The 17,532-nt window shown below is 33.5% G+C and carries 16 protein-coding genes and 1 pseudogene; 4 read left to right on the top strand and 13 right to left on the bottom strand.

The genetic code is table 11. From position 1 onward, the window contains the following. Positions 1–44: 44 nt before the first annotated feature. From AC6R0T_RS09085 to AC6R0T_RS09100, 4 genes are all read right to left on the bottom strand, one after another. Positions 45–602 (bottom strand): recombinase family protein, encoded by a 558-nt coding sequence (locus tag AC6R0T_RS09085; RefSeq protein WP_071868677.1) that lies wholly within the window; start codon positions 600–602, stop codon positions 45–47. Positions 603–766: 164 nt separating this feature from the next. Beyond that, positions 767–1,477, bottom strand: a complete 711-nt coding sequence (locus tag AC6R0T_RS09090) for a hypothetical protein (protein ID WP_303754676.1) — start codon at positions 1,475–1,477, stop codon at positions 767–769. A gap of 356 nt (positions 1,478–1,833) precedes the next feature. After that, the gene (locus AC6R0T_RS09095; protein ID WP_139900955.1) at positions 1,834–2,802 is read right to left on the bottom strand and encodes a hypothetical protein; all 969 of its coding nucleotides are present in this window, start codon (positions 2,800–2,802) and stop codon (positions 1,834–1,836) included. Next, positions 2,783–3,196, bottom strand: coding sequence for a hypothetical protein (locus AC6R0T_RS09100; protein WP_303754675.1), 414 nt, complete (start codon positions 3,194–3,196; stop codon positions 2,783–2,785). The genes AC6R0T_RS09095 and AC6R0T_RS09100 overlap by 20 nt, the downstream gene beginning before the upstream one ends. Before the next feature lie 914 nt (positions 3,197–4,110). Here AC6R0T_RS09100 and AC6R0T_RS09105 point away from each other — a divergent pair. From AC6R0T_RS09105 to AC6R0T_RS09120, 4 genes are all read left to right on the top strand, one after another. Beyond that, positions 4,111–4,320: a hypothetical protein gene (locus AC6R0T_RS09105; RefSeq protein ID WP_303754674.1), complete on the top strand. Its 210-nt coding sequence runs from the start codon at positions 4,111–4,113 to the stop codon at positions 4,318–4,320. 527 nt (positions 4,321–4,847) lie between these two features. Further along, positions 4,848–5,537 (top strand): phosphatase PAP2 family protein, encoded by a 690-nt coding sequence (locus AC6R0T_RS09110; protein WP_303754673.1) that lies wholly within the window; start codon positions 4,848–4,850, stop codon positions 5,535–5,537. A gap of 78 nt (positions 5,538–5,615) precedes the next feature. Further along, entirely contained in the window at positions 5,616–5,930 is a 315-nt protein-coding gene (locus AC6R0T_RS09115) for a PadR family transcriptional regulator (protein ID WP_303754672.1), read from the top strand. Positions 5,931–5,941: 11 nt separating this feature from the next. Then, positions 5,942–6,556 (top strand): hypothetical protein, encoded by a 615-nt coding sequence (locus tag AC6R0T_RS09120; RefSeq protein WP_303754671.1) that lies wholly within the window; start codon positions 5,942–5,944, stop codon positions 6,554–6,556. Between the two features lie 73 nt (positions 6,557–6,629). Here AC6R0T_RS09120 and AC6R0T_RS09125 read toward each other — a convergent pair whose 3' ends face one another. From AC6R0T_RS09125 to AC6R0T_RS09165, 9 genes and pseudogenes are all read right to left on the bottom strand, one after another. After that, positions 6,630–7,529: a restriction endonuclease gene (locus AC6R0T_RS09125; protein WP_303754670.1), complete on the bottom strand. Its 900-nt coding sequence runs from the start codon at positions 7,527–7,529 to the stop codon at positions 6,630–6,632. A 116-nt stretch (positions 7,530–7,645) separates the two neighbouring features. Next, on the bottom strand, positions 7,646–7,888 hold the full coding sequence (locus AC6R0T_RS09130; protein ID WP_303754669.1) for a type I restriction enzyme endonuclease domain-containing protein: 243 nt from the start codon (positions 7,886–7,888) through the stop codon (positions 7,646–7,648). A gap of 30 nt (positions 7,889–7,918) precedes the next feature. Continuing rightward, entirely contained in the window at positions 7,919–10,609 is a 2,691-nt protein-coding gene (locus AC6R0T_RS09135) for a DEAD/DEAH box helicase family protein (protein WP_303754668.1), read from the bottom strand. After that, positions 10,609–12,519 (bottom strand): site-specific DNA-methyltransferase, encoded by a 1,911-nt coding sequence (locus tag AC6R0T_RS09140; RefSeq protein WP_303754667.1) that lies wholly within the window; start codon positions 12,517–12,519, stop codon positions 10,609–10,611. The genes AC6R0T_RS09135 and AC6R0T_RS09140 overlap by 1 nt, the downstream gene beginning before the upstream one ends. 384 nt (positions 12,520–12,903) lie before the next feature. Further along, a complete protein-coding gene (locus AC6R0T_RS09145; RefSeq protein WP_526159886.1) occupies positions 12,904–13,551 on the bottom strand; it encodes a tyrosine-type recombinase/integrase in 648 nt (215 codons plus the stop codon). Between the two features lie 27 nt (positions 13,552–13,578). Beyond that, positions 13,579–13,836, bottom strand: a pseudogene (locus AC6R0T_RS09150) (phage integrase N-terminal SAM-like domain-containing protein); the annotation flags it as partial. A 208-nt stretch (positions 13,837–14,044) separates the two neighbouring features. Continuing rightward, positions 14,045–15,349, bottom strand: coding sequence for a phosphopyruvate hydratase (gene eno, locus AC6R0T_RS09155; protein ID WP_303754665.1), 1,305 nt, complete (start codon positions 15,347–15,349; stop codon positions 14,045–14,047). A 117-nt stretch (positions 15,350–15,466) separates the two neighbouring features. After that, positions 15,467–16,222 carry a triose-phosphate isomerase gene (tpiA, locus tag AC6R0T_RS09160; protein ID WP_303754664.1) on the bottom strand — a complete coding sequence of 252 codons (756 nt, stop codon included), beginning with the start codon at positions 16,220–16,222 and terminating at the stop codon, positions 15,467–15,469. 80 nt (positions 16,223–16,302) lie between these two features. Next, positions 16,303–17,493 carry a phosphoglycerate kinase gene (locus AC6R0T_RS09165; protein ID WP_206905058.1) on the bottom strand — a complete coding sequence of 397 codons (1,191 nt, stop codon included), beginning with the start codon at positions 17,491–17,493 and terminating at the stop codon, positions 16,303–16,305. Between the last annotated feature and the right edge of the window lie 39 nt (positions 17,494–17,532).

A 17,532-nucleotide genomic window follows, 5' to 3' on the forward strand; every position in this document is an offset into this window, starting at 1 on the left:
CACTATTTATAAAGATAACTTTCAATTGCTGATAATCGTTGAGCTCATTCAATCTTGGACAAATAACGATAAATTGTTGTACGTGATACATTCCATTTTTCAGCAATCGTTTTTATTGGTGTTCCGTTGTCAACAAGAGTTTTTAATAACTCTAAATCCTTTCCAGTTAGCTTTTCAGGTCGGCCACCTACTCTTCCTCTCGCCCTGGCGGCAGCACGTCCAGCTTCGGACCTTTCCAAAATAAGATTTCGCTCAAACTCAGCAAATGCTGCGAAAAGGTGAAACATTAATTGCCCCGTAGAACTGGATTTATCCATCGTAATTGACTCTTGGAGACTATGAAAACTCACGCCTCGTTCATTCATTCTATTTACCAAAGTAATTAGATCTTCCATATTTCTACCTAACCTATCTAACCGCCAAACAACTATCTCATCTCCACTACGAGCAAAATCTATAGCAGATTCCAATCCAGGACGATGGCTTTTTGCTCCACTAATATGGTCTGTAAAAACTTTCTCACACCCAAATTTATTCAAACTATCAAGTTGTAAATCTAAATTCTGTAATCCAGTTGATACTCTAGCGTACCCTATTTTCATTATGTCATCTCCTCGATATCCCTAGTGTAACATAACTTAATTAAAAGTATATAACTGAACATAGATTTTATTACGAGTTTATGAACACTTTTTGTATAAGAAATACTACTATTTAAACAGATATGCGAAATGTCCAGAAAATGGTCATTTTCTGGACATTTTGGTTATGCCACATTATTTGTTTCGCGATCTTCATATAATACAGCAATTTCTGCCTTTTCTTCACTTTCTTCTTTACTTTCAGAAAATATTTCTAACCAAGCAGCACTCTTTTTGAAAGCAGATCCCCCTTTTTTATGATAAGGCGCTCGTGGCACTTCCTTACATTCTATGCTGTTAAATCTTTCTTCTTCTCGTTTTCGTCTCTTTAGTTCATTTTCACGGTCATCATAATACCCTTTAAGTGATTTCACTAATACGTTCATAGCAAAACTTGCTGAGTCAAAACTATTCAATATATATCTTTCATTCATTTTTCCACGAAGTATTGCTTTTTTTTCAACTATACACTCAAAAAAGAATCTTATTTTATTACTTTTGCTTTCAACATCTTGCCACTCTTTTTTACTAACAAACTGTTTATTATCAATAATGCCTCGCAATTTTCCCAGCAAACTATTATAAAGTTTCGATCCTTCGATAAATTTCCCATGATAAGTATCCAACACATTTTCTATCAAATAAATTGCACAATCTTCAATATCAACATCACTATCCTCATTTAAAAACTGCTTTATTCTATTATTTTCCTCAAATTTTTCAAGACAAGAACGATGCCAACTTTTTATTTTATTTGTAAAATATATTTCATCATGATCGATTGCATGTCCACATTGATCACATACACTTTCTTCAATTAAACTTGTATTTGTCATTTATTTATCCGCCCCTATTTTTTAATTTCCATATCTATCAATTATTTTCTTATCCTAACTATTCATTTAATACAATCCAATATTTTTCAATAGTAATCAGAGGTACTTAAAGAAGGGTACTTAAAAAGAAGAGTACGAAGACTATGCCGTACATGATCGATTGCTTGTTCACATTGATCACATATACTATCTTCAATTAAACTTGTATTTGTCATTTATTTATCTACCCCTATTTTTTAATTTCCATATCTATCAATTATTTTCTTATCCTAACTATTCATTTAATACAATCTAATATTTTTCAATAGTAATCAGAGGTACTTAAAGAAGGGTACTTAAAAAGAAGAGTACGAAGGCTATGCAGCTAAGGAAGAAATCAATTCTTCAATTGTATCTGGGAACAAATCATTATTGCTTTTTGAAACGTATTCAGGTTCGGGTCTAGGCCGAACAACATCAATAAACTCTTTTCTACTCAAAGATTCCTTCAACCTATCTACAAATTTATTTCTATGTCTAAATAAGGATGTGCATCGCTGTTCTATATACTTATCTGAAGGGCAAACAACAGACACTGAAATGAGGATATTTTTGTTTTCCAATTCCTTTAGTCTGTTTGAAACTGTCGTGCTAGATAGATTCATTGCATTAGCTATTGAACCAAGTGAATCAGTAGCTCGATAATTGCTATTATCAGTTTCAAATATCCTATACGCAATAGCTAAATACACTAAGAGGAGTGAGATTCGTTTACTTTTATGATTTGTCAAATTCATAATTTTAAAAAAATCATTATACCAAATTTTGGTAAAGCTAACTTTCTCATCATCATTTTTAAAATCAATTGTTGCTTTATACAAACCTAAAGAAGATAAAAAATCTATTTTGATGAACTCTAAATTGTTTAGATTTTCTATTGCTTGTAATGTTTCTTTTTTATAGCCGTTTAGTTCAGATCTTTGACTTTTATTACCGTATACTAGTAGCGTGATATCATCTATAGAGAAAAGATTTGTTTCGAGTTTACCAGCTGTGTAATCCGCTATTAACTTCTTAGAACAGATAGCCATCAAAACTGCGATTTCATCAGTGTTATCAGATAACAATTCTATTATTTTCATTTTTCTATTTTCAAATATTTGATTTGGAACAATGAAAAAAGTATCCTCATAGTCCTGCTCAGTATATTCAACTGACAGTTTTTTATTAAAAAAATTACTCCATCTTATTTTCTTTTCTTCTATTGTTTCAATGATTTTAGGATTATCTGTTTTTAGATTTGGAGGAGCAGATCTATCCATTTTATCACTCTTCTTCTTCGGCATGTGTATCTCCCCCCTTACTATAAAGTTTGAAATCAATCTCTTCGAATATAGAAATTTTCACCAATGAATCCAACTTAAATTTTGTATTAGGTACTAACTTACCACTAGGAGCCTTAATCCTCGTATACGCCCCTACCAAAATCTTTTCATGATTTTCAATCGATAGAGCTGGACCAGTACGCTTTCGTTTCCCAGCATAAAAGCTTATCTCTCGATCAAACTTAATTATCAACTTGTTTTGAAATAATATTATAACCATCCTATCTTTGCAGAAATCATATAGACAAGTTAGAAACCTTTCTTCCATTTTGCTCATTTCATAACCTAACTTATTTATATCATCGGAAAAAAATGGATTTGATTTCTTTTTCTTATTATAAGTTATTTTTTTCATCTGATATCCCTCCTTTTCGAGACAATTATAGCCTTTGAAACACTTATATATCAACACATTTTTCTGTTTTCAAATGCGTAATTTTACGCACTTAAAAGATATGGTTTTTAAAAAAATAAAGTTACTGAACTTATAGGGAAAAAGACTTATCTAATAAAAGTCTTTTTTATTTTTGAAAATTTGGAGTGTTTTTATCACAGAAACTTATTTAGTAATAGATCCTATTTCATTATCATCAGTCACATAACAATCATAGGACTGGAAAATATACGATTACGTTTATATTATTTGCAAAACAAATAGCATACCAGCAATTCTGATATGCCAAATTAGTCTATTTAAAAGCATGCCTATTAAGCTTAGAATCTCGTATTAGCTAATCTACGTTATCAAACTATTTTGAAATCCATACTTTATTGATTTATAAAATACTCATTTTACATAACAGATATCAAACAATAACTATTCCTAGTTGTTAGACAAAGTGTATCATGGTTCAATAACATCGATATTTTGACGTTTTTGAACCACGGTAGCATCATTAACAAATATTACCCTGTAATGCAGGAAAAAACTTAAATAGAAAATACTACATCCTAATTTCTGACTCATCTCTGACACGTTTAAATCAAATATCTGTATTTATAGCTTTAAAATATTTTTCACCTGCTTTTATTTTAGCTCTTTTATGTGGCCGTAGCTATCTAATCAGGTCCCAAACACGATTAGCTGGAATTTTTCACTCACTTTTCTTATTTTTCTTCCATGATTATTTTTGCTCCAGTTACGTCACAGATACCGATGGCCGCACTTGCCAGCGTCTTACTTATCACAAGCTGGCGGATTGCTCCACAATCAAAACGATGATTCTCAAAAAAAATCGAACCTAGCTGTTGCTGTTTTCTGTTACGGTGTTGAGTACGATCGTTTTTGATTTAAGTATCGCGATTGTTATCGGCATTATTTTCAGCTGCATTTTCTTTATCACTAAAAGCGAAAAAATCTCAATCATCACAGAAGAGATCGAGTGGCAAAGAATTAATTTGCCAGCTTCTACTGTCGGTTCTGATTGGCAATTATCTATATTACTGGATCATTATTCTTCATGTCTACCAATCAATTAAAACAAGAACTCGATCAAAGAAGGCCTCATCTTTTCACTTCGTGGTGTACCTAGTATCGACTTGACCACGTTAGATACTTTTGCTGATTACTTTTCAATCGCCGCATTGCACGAGCAGAAATTAGTCTTTACTTCGATGCAGCCAAAAGTAGAAAAACAATTCCAATAACTTTGGCAAAAAAATACGGATCGTCCTATCCAACCTCCAACCGTTGCTCATGCACTTCATACATTGCATCAAGAATATTAGATCCTAAAGCTATAAAGAAAATTCTTCATAGCTTTTTTGTGCAAGTTTAACGCGGCCATCAGGAAAAGTCGGTAAATGATAACGAAAGAATTTATCCACTTTGACTGAAATTATTTAAGTATCGATAGTCGGTCAATACTTTCCACGCAACCACAAAGATATTTTTGACGTGGTCGTTAATAAAATCTTTAAAAATAAGTACCTTGCATTTTTCAGTAGATTACTTTATATTATTTAGTAGTTAAGTACTTAATAATATTTAGTAAAGGAAGAAAACTATGAACCTCATACATTTTAAAAAGAAAGACATCCATTCAGCATTATTCTGTTTATTGATTTTTACTATCACCTCTAGTTTGATTTGGTTACAAAATAAAACGATTCTAACGATCGATTCCTTTTTAACCAATCAGATTCAGCATATTTTCGGCCACCCACAAATGACTTATCATGGAAACTTTTTTAACGATCTGATGACTTTTTTTGCTACTTACGGCGATGCGACACCGCTGGTACTACTTTCCTTCATACTATCCATTCCATTATGGATCAGGAGCTATCATTTCTTAGTCATTTGGTTTTTAGGTGTTATTGCGACAGGCGGGATTGTCGGCGTGATAATGAAATTATTTTTTCAGCGAGAACGTCCTCTTGGCCACTTATTAGAAGACGATGGTGGCTCTTTTCCAAGCGGTCATGCTGTCGGCAGTACTTTGGTTTGTTTGACACTGCTAGTTGTTATCATCCCGTTACTGAAACAGCCCGCACTCAACTTCATTGCCAAAAACCTTGTTTGGGTCAGCTGGATTAGTATTTTAATTTCGCGCTTATATTTCAGCGCCCATCATTTTAGTGATCTCATCGGCGGTGTCTCGCTAGCAGCTTTTTGGTTTTTTTCGGCAATAGTTATCTACAGTTTGACAGCCGATTGGTTCAAAAAATATCTCTTCAAAAAAAGCAAAATCTAAAAAAACAATTGCGTTGGTAATTTGATAAATTCTTAGGTATGATAGGAGAAGAGTTTATAAAAAACGTAGGAGTAGCCCATGAATAAAGAAATGTTAAAAGGAAATATCGACCTACTTGTTCTGGCTGTTTTGAAAGAACAAGACAGTTACGGTTATGAGATTTCTAAGATCCTATCTGATAAATCAGGCAATATTTTTGAGATCCAAGAAGCAACCTTATATTTAGCTCTAAAAAGATTGGAAAAACAAGAAGTGATTCAGTCTTATTGGGGTGAAAAAACGCATGGCGGAAAAAGAAAGTATTATCATATCACCGAAAGCGGCTTAGCACATTTTGAGGAAATAAAGAACGATTTTAAAACATTGTCTGCTATAGTAAAAAAAATAATTTGAGGTGAGTCATTTTGAAAGTGCACATTATTGATTTTAAGGAAATACGGTATCGAACCCTTCTTTTGATTTCAATTCTTTTATTTTTTGGTTGTTACCTGCTCGATATTCTTATCGGACCAAGAGAAACTGGCTTCATTTTTATTTTGGTGTATTTTACAGCGATACTCTTAGCAGCCTCTTGGGCGATTCTAAATTATATTGATAATTTGCGAATAAACCCATTATATAAAAATTATCATACAATTGCCACATTCGTTGCATCCTTAACCGTTTCAAAAGATGAGCGTGAAGAAGTCAAACAGTTGATGAACGATTATGTTGAAGATCAAGTCCAAAATGGTGCTAAACGAGAAACCGCTGAAAAAGAAATAATCGAACAATTCAGAACTAGCGAACTCCAACACAATCCCGCATTTTTCTATATTCATTCTTTTAAATATCTAATCAAGCTGGGAATCTTATTTATTGTGATTGGACTCATCCTTGCATTGATTGATCTGGCGATGCCCGATGCCCATCTCCCCGCAATCGATGCTTTAGAAATCACATTGATTGGCTTTGGATTTGGTTTCTGGCTAACATTTGCCCTGTACCGCTTATTAAATCAAATTTTGATGAAGAAATAATTTTAAAGTCGAGTTGAACAACTCGACTTTTTTTGATATATTCTCTTACGTTATCAGCTGCGGTCGAATCGAATTACTCATCCTCTGTAAAAAAATCCAAGTCAATTGCATGAATTTCAACAACTTGCTTAACATTAACTCCAACTTTATGACGGATCATTTCTTTAGCCAACCTTTCACCATCTATTAGCATAATTTTAGCTAGTTTCAAATTATTAACGTATTCTTTTGCCTCATTAGAAAATTTAGCTGTTGTAATAAATACACCTTGATTTAAGCCTTCATATTTATCATCCATAGCACCTTTGAACTTCTGAATTTCAGGCCGTCCAACAGTGCTACTGGGATTCCAACGTTTTGCTTGGACATAAATATTATGAAATCCTAATGGATCTTCATTGATGATTCCGTCAATGCCCCCATCACCACTCTTAGCAGTTAATAAACTACCATCACCATACCCCATTGCATTTAGTAGCTTCAGCACAATTTTTTCGAAATAAAAGGGAGAGTTTTCAAGAATTTTCGCAAGAATATCTTCTCTGAGTTCTGCATCGATTAACTCTACCTTACTAATAATTGCTTCTTCTGGGGTTTCTTCATCATTATTAATATCTTCTGCGCTTTTTTCCTCATGAGATTTATTCTTAAATTTTCTAAATGACTCAAATTGCATTAATTTGCTATTATCAATGAAATCCAATTTCAACAATTTATAACCTACATCAGTAATACGATAAGTTCCACGATTAGGACTTGTAACTGCACCAGCTTGCTTCAAGTAGGATAATGACCAAGCTATTCGATTATTATACTGAATAATTCCAGATTCCAAACGAAAGTTTATTTGTTCTTGAGTCAATTTCAAATCATTGGCAACTTCTTCTCGGATTTCTTTAATAGCTTTTGGTAATCCATCAGATAATGATTGTAAAGTATATGGATACAACTCCTCATATGTTGGTAAACTCACTGATATCTACTCCTCAAAAATAATAACAAACTACAATTTTTAATTCTCCACAAAAATAATACAAGTGTATCATGGTTCAATAACATCGATATTTTGACGTTTTTGAACCACGGTAGCTATACCGTACTTGCCATTAACTCTGCCTGCTGCACAATCTTATCTACGGCCATCTTCTGCAAATCAGGTAGATACCCATACTTCTTCAACAATCTACGTACAGTCACTCGCATCTTGGCACGGGCACTTTCCCTAACCGACCAATCGACACTCATATTATTTTTGATTGCAACAGTCAGTTCGTGGACAATTGCTTTTAGAGTATCATCCCTTAAAATAAAACAACAATCAACTTTGTTCAAAAAAACTACTGATTTTATTGTGTATTTACTTTATATTAATTTTTCTAAACTTTCCCCATCGTTTACTACTTCAGAAAGGTCTTCTATAAAATCATCACGTTGTAGTTCATTGAAAAATTTCACCCCTGATAACCTTACATTCTCATCCTCGCCAAGAATAGTAATACCTTCTCCTACTTGTATTTTTTCAAGTAAGGTTTGCTTCCACATATCAGTCGCGACAAGATGATCACCTTTCGGTTCAATATAAACTTGTAAAATATGCTCTTCATTTTGAAGATAAAGAATAAAGTCAGGCATAAATCCTCTGACACTATCAAATTCCCTAATGGTTAAACGTGTACTCCTTTCATCATTCCTTATTAGAAATACCGTTGAATACTTCTCTCGTATCGTATTATAAAAGCTATCTAGCAATTTAAGTAAAGAATATTCTAAGTTATTCATGACTGCCCTATCATAAATATACCAGTTCAAACTATTAGTCGGTTCATTTACTATTCTTTGGCTAATTCGTTCATGATTATAATCTTTATCTGTTGCCAAGATAGTATAGTCTTTAACTCTATCTCTAATTGGAATTGGTTTAAAAGTTTTTAAACCGTGAATCTTATGATAGTTTAGTCTTATCTTATCTTCTACATAAGATAAATATTTTTCTGTAATTATTAATTTATCTTTTTTTGTTAATTGACTTGGTGGCATATGATTCGGAAGGTATACTCTTATTGATTTATTTCCTAAAAATTTTTCATTTTCCATAAAATCTTTTTTACTGCTTAGTATAGGTACATATTCCTTTAGTCTATCAAAATGGAAAAATTTATTTCTCTGCATTGCTTTTCTAACAATAGTTTCTTCTAATGACATTAGATAACTTATGTTACTACTTGCCAATTGATCCATTTGATTAGTTAATAAATTTTTCTCTGCTACTCGTGAGATATATTCTATTTCCCATGTTCCTTCTATTCCATATGAATATAGCGAATCATAGTCATTTGCTGTGGTCTCTTTAGTTTCATTTTCATATAAGTTACCAAATTTAAAGACATCACTTTTCTTGAATTTTTCTTTCAACTTAGCTTCTAATACTTTCTGAGTCCCATCTACATTTGTATCTAAATTAATAGCATCTAATGATTTCTCTAGATTCTTAAGATAAGCCGATTCATTAGTTGTATGATAATAAAGAGTTTCTAAAACACCTAATTCTGTTGACTGAAAATCAAATCTTCTTCGATAAGATTTGTTTTTATTGTAGGTAAAAGGATAGTATCTTGCCCCACGTCCAATTAATTGTGCTTCACTATCCGTTGCTGACTTAGTTGTAGACGAGCCTTCACCAACTCTAACAATATCGTAAAGGTTTAAAACATCCCACCCTTCGTTAAGCTTGGCTACCGCAAAAATAACACGAATAGGATTATTTGGTTCCTCTAAAGTATTTAATAATGTTGCATTATCAACACTTAACAATTCTTTTCCATTAGCATTTAATATATTTAAATAATGGAAATCCACTTTTATTTCAATAATAATCTTATTTATCTCCAAAGTTTCCTTTTCTAAATAATAACTGTACATGGTGTTTAGAATTGATCCCTTTGATACAGATAGTAACCTTTTTTTTACATGCTCAAGCATATTTTCAACGGATAGATCACCTATCAGACGCTTGAACTCTTCTTCTTTATTATTGGACACTTTGATAGTGTTAGATTTAAACATTAATATTGGCTTTATATAGATACCGTTCTCTCTCGCAAGAAGTTTACGGTATTGACTCATTAATAAGGCGTCCATCATTTTGACGTCATCTGTTTCTGTTGCTTGGAGTCTTACAACATTTTTAGAATATTTATCTTCCATAAATTCTTTTAAATCATAAGAATAAATAATTTTATCGACATATTTTTCAAATATACTTTTATTCTCCATATCTAATGTAGCAGTAAACTCAAACAACTTATTATTTATTACCTGTCCTTTATCATTCCTCAGATAAAGAATATCATTAATAGTTCTCTCCCAGGATAAGGCTTTTACTTCTTCTTTAGACAATTTCTTTTTTTTAGTATCAGCGTTAAAATGATGAGCCTCATCCCCCAACATGACTATCTCATTTTGTTTCAAACTATCATAGGTAATGGTATTTTCTCTAGGATTGTTCAATTCCTCATGTAATCCCTGAATAGAGGTTAATTTTAAATAAATCGTATTTTTATTTGGATTGATTGGAAAATCGTTTACTTCCTCAATGATGATATATTCTCCATCGATCATAATACTGTCTTTTGAAAAGAGATATTTAGAAGAGGTAGGATTTAAAAGATTTTCCCTTGTTTTAGTAATAATTGCATCAGTATTAACGAAGAAGAGAAAATTTTGATATCTATACTTATAATACATATAAAGAATGATACTTGCCATAACCATTGTCTTGCCTGAACCAGTCGCCATATTAAATAGTAAATGTTTATTTTGGTATCCTGCATTGATTATTTCACTTGAATAATTTTCATTTAATAAAAATTCCAGTGCTTCTAGAGCTCTTTTTTGATAGGGTCTTAATTTATCATTCAAATTATCTTGAATATATGATGGAATTGATTCACTATTCTTCTCATAGAAGATACTATTAAGTTCTCCAGTAACCATCACTTTCTTATTTTTATCTTGTTTACCAAACAGCCATTCAAATAGTTTTAACTGTGCCATTAGATATCACCTTCCTCATAAAAACAATGATTAAAGGCTTTATCTTGTTCTGATATTTGATACATTGAGTCATTTATTTCAGAATAGCTGACATATAGCTGATTAATGTCCATCACATCAATTAGTATTTCTCTTTGTTTTTCTAAGGGTAATTCCTCAAAAGATAAGCTTTCTTTAGACTCCTCGTCAATAGTAATAGAACCATTTGTTAATTTTTCTAACTCTACTAAGTAGTTTAAATCGGCATATTTCTTAATTCTTTCAAGAATATCTAATAATTCTGTAGAATCCCGGGCCTCTTGTATTTGGTTAATATAGGTATTATTTAAATCCATTAATTCTGTGTAGATGAAACTTCCTCCACCTTGCCAATTAACGTCTTTTGAAATCCCTCCTTGTTCCCCTTCTATAACCTTTTGAAGGCGAGGAACAGATACCGTATTAATATAGTCCATTTGTTCAATTCCAATAAATTGACGATTCATTTTCATAGCAACAGCTTGCGTTGTAGCAGACCCCATAAAAAAATCTAAAATTATATCGCCTTCATCGGAAGCAATATGAATAATTCTCTGGATTAATTTCTCTGGTTTGGGAGTGGAAAATATAATATCAACATTCAATTTTTTTATTTCATCCCTTGCTTCATGATTATGTCCAACCTCATCAAACCTCCATACAGTTCTGCTTGGCGTTCCATCATTCTTTAAATCACAGAGAAATGTCTTTTTTGAAGGAATACTATGTCCATCTCTTCCAAACCAAATTTCATTATTCTCATCTAATAGTCTTAATGTATCTTTTGAAAATCTGGGATATGTTCCTTCAGGTGGAGACCATATAGTTCCATTTGAAAATTTGTACTCAAATTTCTCCGCTTTATCAGAACCACTTTTTGCATGCAAGGGTGTCGCTTTCCATACTCCTTTTGGATGATTGTCTGGATTTTTATATGCTTGATTCATTTTTTCTGTTCTTGGAAGTTTATTAGGTATCCATGAAAATTTAGATTTTCCGTAAACAAGAATTAAGTCATGATTATCGGAAAAAAATTTAGCATCATTTGATACAGTATATTTTTTTTCCCAAATGATAGTATTAATAAAATTTTCTCTGCCAAATACACCATCTGCTAGAACTTTTAAATAATGTCCTTCATCATCATCGATGTTAATCCATATGCTACCTTCTTCAGAAAGTAATTCTTTTGCAATTTCAAGTCTATTCTTCATAAAAGTCAACCATGTAGAATGATTGAATCTATCATTATACTTAAAACCATCGTTTCCAGTATTGTATGGAGGGTCAATATAAATCATTTTGACTCTCCCAGTAAATCTTTCCTTGAGTGAATACAAAGCTAACAGATTATTTCCTTTTATAATTAGGCTATCTGTATCATTTATTTCTGTTACTAAAAGCTCACTATCTTTAGTGTATTTTTTACTGTTAGTGAATACTTTAGGAGCCAATAAAGTGTCAACTTCATCACGAGCAATGATTTTGTTATAGTAAACTTCTTTTTTGCCTACCTCTTCTTTAGTCATACCACCTTCTAAAATACAATCTTTAAATGGAAAGTCTAGCACTAAGTCTGAATTATAATCCAAATATTTTTCGTTAGCTGTTAACCCGATTTTGTTGGAATATTTTGTATAGCTATTTTCCCAAAAATCTTTATAAGTAAGTAATTGGATAAACTCTTCTATTTTGAATATGCTTGTTTCATTGATAGATATTTCAAATTGTGATTTTATATTTTCGTTAGATAATAAGGCTGTAATTAATCCAGGTTCATAATTTCTTAAATCTTCTGAAACCTTGTTTTTCATCAATGTTTCATTATCCCAATATTTACTAAATTGAGATAATACCTGTTTAATTTCTTTCAGCAAAAACGTTTCTGACATGATAGTCCTCCAATTTATTACTCCATATCATTATATCTTAGGTAGATAACTTTTCAATAGACTGACTAAATAATCAAGTTTATACGGACTTCTTATTTATTTCAAATTCATCAATGTACTTATTTTGTATACTTATCGATAAATTTATCACTGATTTGACTACTTAAATATTTCCAAGTTACACTAATGGATCTTATTATGCCTATATTTAGACTGATTGTGAAAATAACTAGACCATCAGCACCAATTTACTCAGATACATATAACGAAACATAATGGGGATGCACGAATTTCCTACTCACTTTCTGATCCAGTAGCGGTCTTAGAATTTCTCAAATTATTTTTATTCAAATGTTGTTGTAATCAAACATTTCTTCATTCCCATCACATCTTCCCCTCTCTTAATAACCGTTCCAATGGTGTGACTTTTGTATTGTCCAAAATATCCGCATCGCTCAAGGAATTGAGATAGGTTTGTGTTGTCTTAATATTGGAATGTCCTAATAAGCGACTAATTGTATAGAGATTAACCCCACTCTTCAATAGTTTCTGTGCATAATAATGTCTTAAGCTATGACAACTTCTTCGTTTGACTTCATCTCTAACCCCAATTCCATTTGCTGCATCTTTGACTATCTTCTCCAAAAGAACATTATTAGTTATTTTCTTACCAGATTTATTGACGACAAGATAATCATCTATTTCACGATAATTGCGCAAATTATTAAAGTAACCTCGTTTTGTTTTCTGGTATTTTTTGATGGACAATTGCAGATATTGCGAAATAGGAACAACCCGTTCTTTACGACCTTTTCCCATTAATTGAAAGAAAGTACCCTTAAAATTATCATTTGATAAGCAGCGGACTTCTTCTGCACGTAGACCACAATCAGCCATAATTTCAATAATTAGTCGATTCCGTTGATTGACAAATCCTGAATGATCGTAGAAGCCAATCATCGCTGCTACCTCTTGATCGTTAAAAGTATTGATTAAGCGTTTCTCTGATTTCAAATATTGAATGTCTAGCATAAAGTTACGATCAATATATTCTTCCGTAAAAAGGTACTTATAGAAGGTTCTGAGAGCTTTTAGAATCTGATTAATATAATTTGCACTGCGTTCTTCTTTCATCCATAAGATAAAACTCTTTACATGAGGTTTCTTGATCTCTTCCAACTTATCTAGTTCGAACTCTGAAAATATGTAACTACTAAAAACCCGTATTTGGGATCGATACGTTTCAATCGTCCTTTTAGACAAATTTCTTACCCGACAATCCAACAAAAATTCTTCTACGCCTTCTTGAAATAGCATTTTTTACGCCCCTTTTCTTAAGAAAAACAGAAGAAAGTTAAATCACCAGGTATGACGAATTAGACGCTTTTTGTACTTAGCAATACTTGAAAAACGGCAGTACGCAAAAATTGGTATACCTCACAAATTATCTAACTGCATAAGAAAAAGCCTGCAAGGATTTCTCCTCACAGGCTTTTCCAATCAAGTAAACAAGCGTAGTAATGGCTTATTTATTTTTCAAGTTGTAGAAAGAGTTAACGCCTTTGTATTCAGCAACGTCACCCAATTGGTCTTCAATACGAAGTAATTGGTTGTATTTAGCGATACGGTCAGTACGTGAAAGAGAACCAGTTTTGATTTGGCCAGCGTTTGTTGCAACAGCGATATCAGAGATTGTTGAATCTTCTGTTTCACCAGAACGGTGAGAAACAACTGCTGTGTAACCAGCTTCTTTAGCCATTTCAATAGCATTGAAAGTTTCTGTTAATGTACCGATTTGGTTAACTTTAATTAGGATTGAGTTACCAACGTTACGTTCGATACCTTCAGATAATTTTTCAGTGTTTGTAACGAACAAGTCGTCACCAACTAATTGAACTTTGTCGCCTAGTTCAGCTGTTAATTTTTCCCAGCCTTCCCAGTCGTTTTCGTCCATACCATCTTCAATAGTGATGATGAATGGATATTTTTCAACTAATTCTTTCAAGTAAGCTACTTGTTCTTCTGAAGTACGTTTTGCTCCGCCTTCACCTTCGAATTTAGCATAGTCATATACGCCGTTTTCGTAGAATTCAGAAGCTGCACAGTCAAAACCTAAACGTACATCGTCGCCGATTTTGTAGCCAGCTTTTTCAACTGCTTTAACGATTGTTTCAACAGCATCTTCAGTACCTTCAAAACGAGGTGCAAAACCACCTTCGTCACCGACTGAAGTTTCTAAGCCGCGTTCAGATAAGATAGATTTCAATGCGTGGAATACTTCAGCACCCATACGCAAGCCTTCTTTAAATGTAGGTGCACCTACAGGTAAGATCATGAATTCTTGGAATGCGATTGGCGCATCTGAGTGAGAACCACCATTGATGATGTTCATCATAGGAGTTGGCAACACTTTAGTATTGAAACCGCCTAAGTAGTGGTATAAAGGTACTTCCAAGTAATCAGCAGCTGCACGAGCTACAGCGATTGAAACGCCTAAGATTGCGTTAGCACCTAATTTACCTTTATTAGGAGTTCCGTCTAATTCGATCATTGCTTTGTCGATAGCCATTTGGTCACGAACATCGTAGCCAATGATAGCTTCTGCAATAATGTTGTTTACGTTGTCTACGGCTTTTTGAACGCCTTTGCCGCCATAACGAGATTTGTCACCATCGCGTAATTCAACGGCTTCGTATTCACCAGTTGAAGCGCCTGAAGGAACCATACCGCGACCAAAAGCACCTGATTCTGTGTATACTTCTACTTCGATTGTTGGGTTACCACGTGAATCAAGGACTTCGCGTGCGTAAACATCAGTAATAATTGACATGTTTGTCTCTCTCCTTTGATTTGTATTTCAAAAGGGTTAAAACCCTTCATCCACAATTTTAGTGAATTTTATGCATTTCTGCAAATTAAAACTCATTTTTTTAATGTTGTTGTTAGATTATTTAACTGCATCTAATAAGGCTAAGAATGAATCCGCTTGTAAGCTTGCGCCGCCGACTAATGCGCCGTCAACGTTTTCTTTGGCCATGTATTCTGCAATGTTTTCAGGTTTAACTGAACCGCCGTATTGGATACGTACTTTATCAGCAACTTCTGAACCGTATAATTTAGCAACTGTTTGACGTACAACACCACAGATTTCGTCTGCAATGTTAGCATCAGCAGATTTACCAGTACCGATTGCCCAGATTGGTTCATAAGCAATCACCATACTTGAAACTTGTTCAGCAGATAAATCAGCTAAACCAGCAGTGATTTGACCTTCGATCCATTCAGCAGTTTTACCTGCTTCGTAAGTTTCCAAAGTTTCACCACAGCACAAGATTGGTGTCATACCGCTGGCAAAAATTGCTTTTGCTTTTTTGTTAATTTCTGCGTCTGTTTCGTGGAAATATTCGCGACGTTCTGAGTGACCAATGATCACATATTGTACGCCAAGGTCTGCGATCGCAGCTGGTGAGTTTTCACCAGTGTAGGCTCCTTCGTTTTCCCAGAAACAGTTTTGAGCAGATAATTGTACTTCAGAATCTTTCAAGCTCCAAGCTAATGGTGCTAAGAATAAAGCAGGTGAACCGATCACAGAATCTACCAAATCTTTTGAAGGAACCGCAGTTTTCACTGCTTCTGCAAAGCTTTGTGCTTCTGATAAGGTTTTGTTCATTTTCCAGTTTCCGGCGATAATTGGTTTACGCATTTTGTGCAACTCCTCTTTTAAAAATTTACTCGTAAAATTAGCTCAAAAGTTTCCCCTTTCAAGACTATTTCAACTTTAAATTATTTGTCGTTAATAGCAGCTAAACCTGGTAATGTTTTACCTTCTAATAATTCTAGAGAGGCACCACCACCAGTTGAAATGTGCGTGAATTTGTCAGCAAAGCCTAATTGTTCAGCTGCTGCTGCAGAATCACCACCACCGATGATTGTTGTTGCATCTTCAAGGTTAGCAATTGCTTCACAAACACCAATTGTACCATTAGCAAAGTTAGACATTTCAAACACACCCATAGGTCCGTTCCAAACAACAGTTTTTGCTCCAGCTAATGTTTCAGCAAATAAAGCAATAGATGCAGGGCCGATATCTAAAGCCATAACATCGCCTTTTATTTCGCCTTCAACAGTTTCAGTTGGCACATCATTTGAAAATTCTGCGGCACAAATATTGTCGATTGGTAAAACTAATTTGTCGCCAGCTTTTTCGATTAAGCTTTTTGCTAATTCGATTTTGTCTGTTTCAACTAATGATTTACCAATTGCCATACCTTTAGCTGCGTAGAAAGTATATGTCATACCGCCGCCGATTAAAATCTTGTCCGCTTTTGGAATCAAGTTTTCAATCACACCGATTTTATCAGACACTTTAGCGCCACCTAAGATAGCGATCATTGGACGTTTAGGATTTTCAACAGCTTCACCGATGAATTTGATTTCTTTTTCCATTAAGAAACCAGCAACAGTTGGGATACCTGTTGAAGCAATACCAACGTTAGAAGCATGGGCACGATGAGCAGTACCGAATGCATCGTTTACGAATACATCGCCTAAAGATGCCCAGTATTTGCCCAATTCAGCGTCATTACCGCTTTCTTTTTTACCGTCGATATCTTCAAAACGTGTGTTTTCAAATACTAAAACATCGCCGTCTTGCATATTTGCAATGGCGTCTTCTAATTCTTTACCACGAGTTTCAGGTACGAAAGTTACTTCTTTACCTAATAATTCGCCCAAGCGTTTTGCAACGGGTGCTAAAGATTTGCCAGCTTTATCTTCTTGTGTTTTCACACGACCTAAGTGTGAGAACAAGATTGCTTTGCCGCCGTTGTCGATTACATATTTGATAGTTGGTAAAGCAGCTTTGATACGTGTATCATCACCAATTACACCATCTTTTAACGGCACGTTAAAGTCAACACGGACTAAAACTTTTTTATCTTTTAATTGAATGTCTTCGATTGTTTTTTTAGCCATCTGTAAGTTTGCCTCCTAAATTTATCTCATAAAAAAAGC

The organism is Enterococcus sp. S86.2, from assembly GCF_059834485.2.

What these genes read in the sequence shown, in the direction of transcription:
- AC6R0T_RS09085 (WP_071868677.1), bottom strand. Translation starts at nt 602, where the DNA reads ATGAAAATAGGGTACGCTAGAGTATCAACTGGATTACAGAATTTAGAT.
- AC6R0T_RS09090 (WP_303754676.1), bottom strand. Translation starts at nt 1,477, where the DNA reads ATGACAAATACAAGTTTAATTGAAGAAAGTGTATGTGATCAATGTGGA.
- AC6R0T_RS09095 (WP_139900955.1), bottom strand. Translation starts at nt 2,802, where the DNA reads ATGCCGAAGAAGAAGAGTGATAAAATGGATAGATCTGCTCCTCCAAAT.
- AC6R0T_RS09100 (WP_303754675.1), bottom strand. Translation starts at nt 3,196, where the DNA reads ATGAAAAAAATAACTTATAATAAGAAAAAGAAATCAAATCCATTTTTT.
- AC6R0T_RS09110 (WP_303754673.1), top strand. Translation starts at nt 4,848, where the DNA reads ATGAACCTCATACATTTTAAAAAGAAAGACATCCATTCAGCATTATTC.
- AC6R0T_RS09115 (WP_303754672.1), top strand. Translation starts at nt 5,616, where the DNA reads ATGAATAAAGAAATGTTAAAAGGAAATATCGACCTACTTGTTCTGGCT.
- AC6R0T_RS09135 (WP_303754668.1), bottom strand. Translation starts at nt 10,609, where the DNA reads ATGGCACAGTTAAAACTATTTGAATGGCTGTTTGGTAAACAAGATAAA.
- AC6R0T_RS09140 (WP_303754667.1), bottom strand. Translation starts at nt 12,519, where the DNA reads ATGTCAGAAACGTTTTTGCTGAAAGAAATTAAACAGGTATTATCTCAA.
- AC6R0T_RS09145 (WP_526159886.1), bottom strand. Translation starts at nt 13,551, where the DNA reads ATGCTAGACATTCAATATTTGAAATCAGAGAAACGCTTAATCAATACT.
- eno (WP_303754665.1), bottom strand. Translation starts at nt 15,349, where the DNA reads ATGTCAATTATTACTGATGTTTACGCACGCGAAGTCCTTGATTCACGT.
- tpiA (WP_303754664.1), bottom strand. Translation starts at nt 16,222, where the DNA reads ATGCGTAAACCAATTATCGCCGGAAACTGGAAAATGAACAAAACCTTA.
- AC6R0T_RS09165 (WP_206905058.1), bottom strand. Translation starts at nt 17,493, where the DNA reads ATGGCTAAAAAAACAATCGAAGACATTCAATTAAAAGATAAAAAAGTT.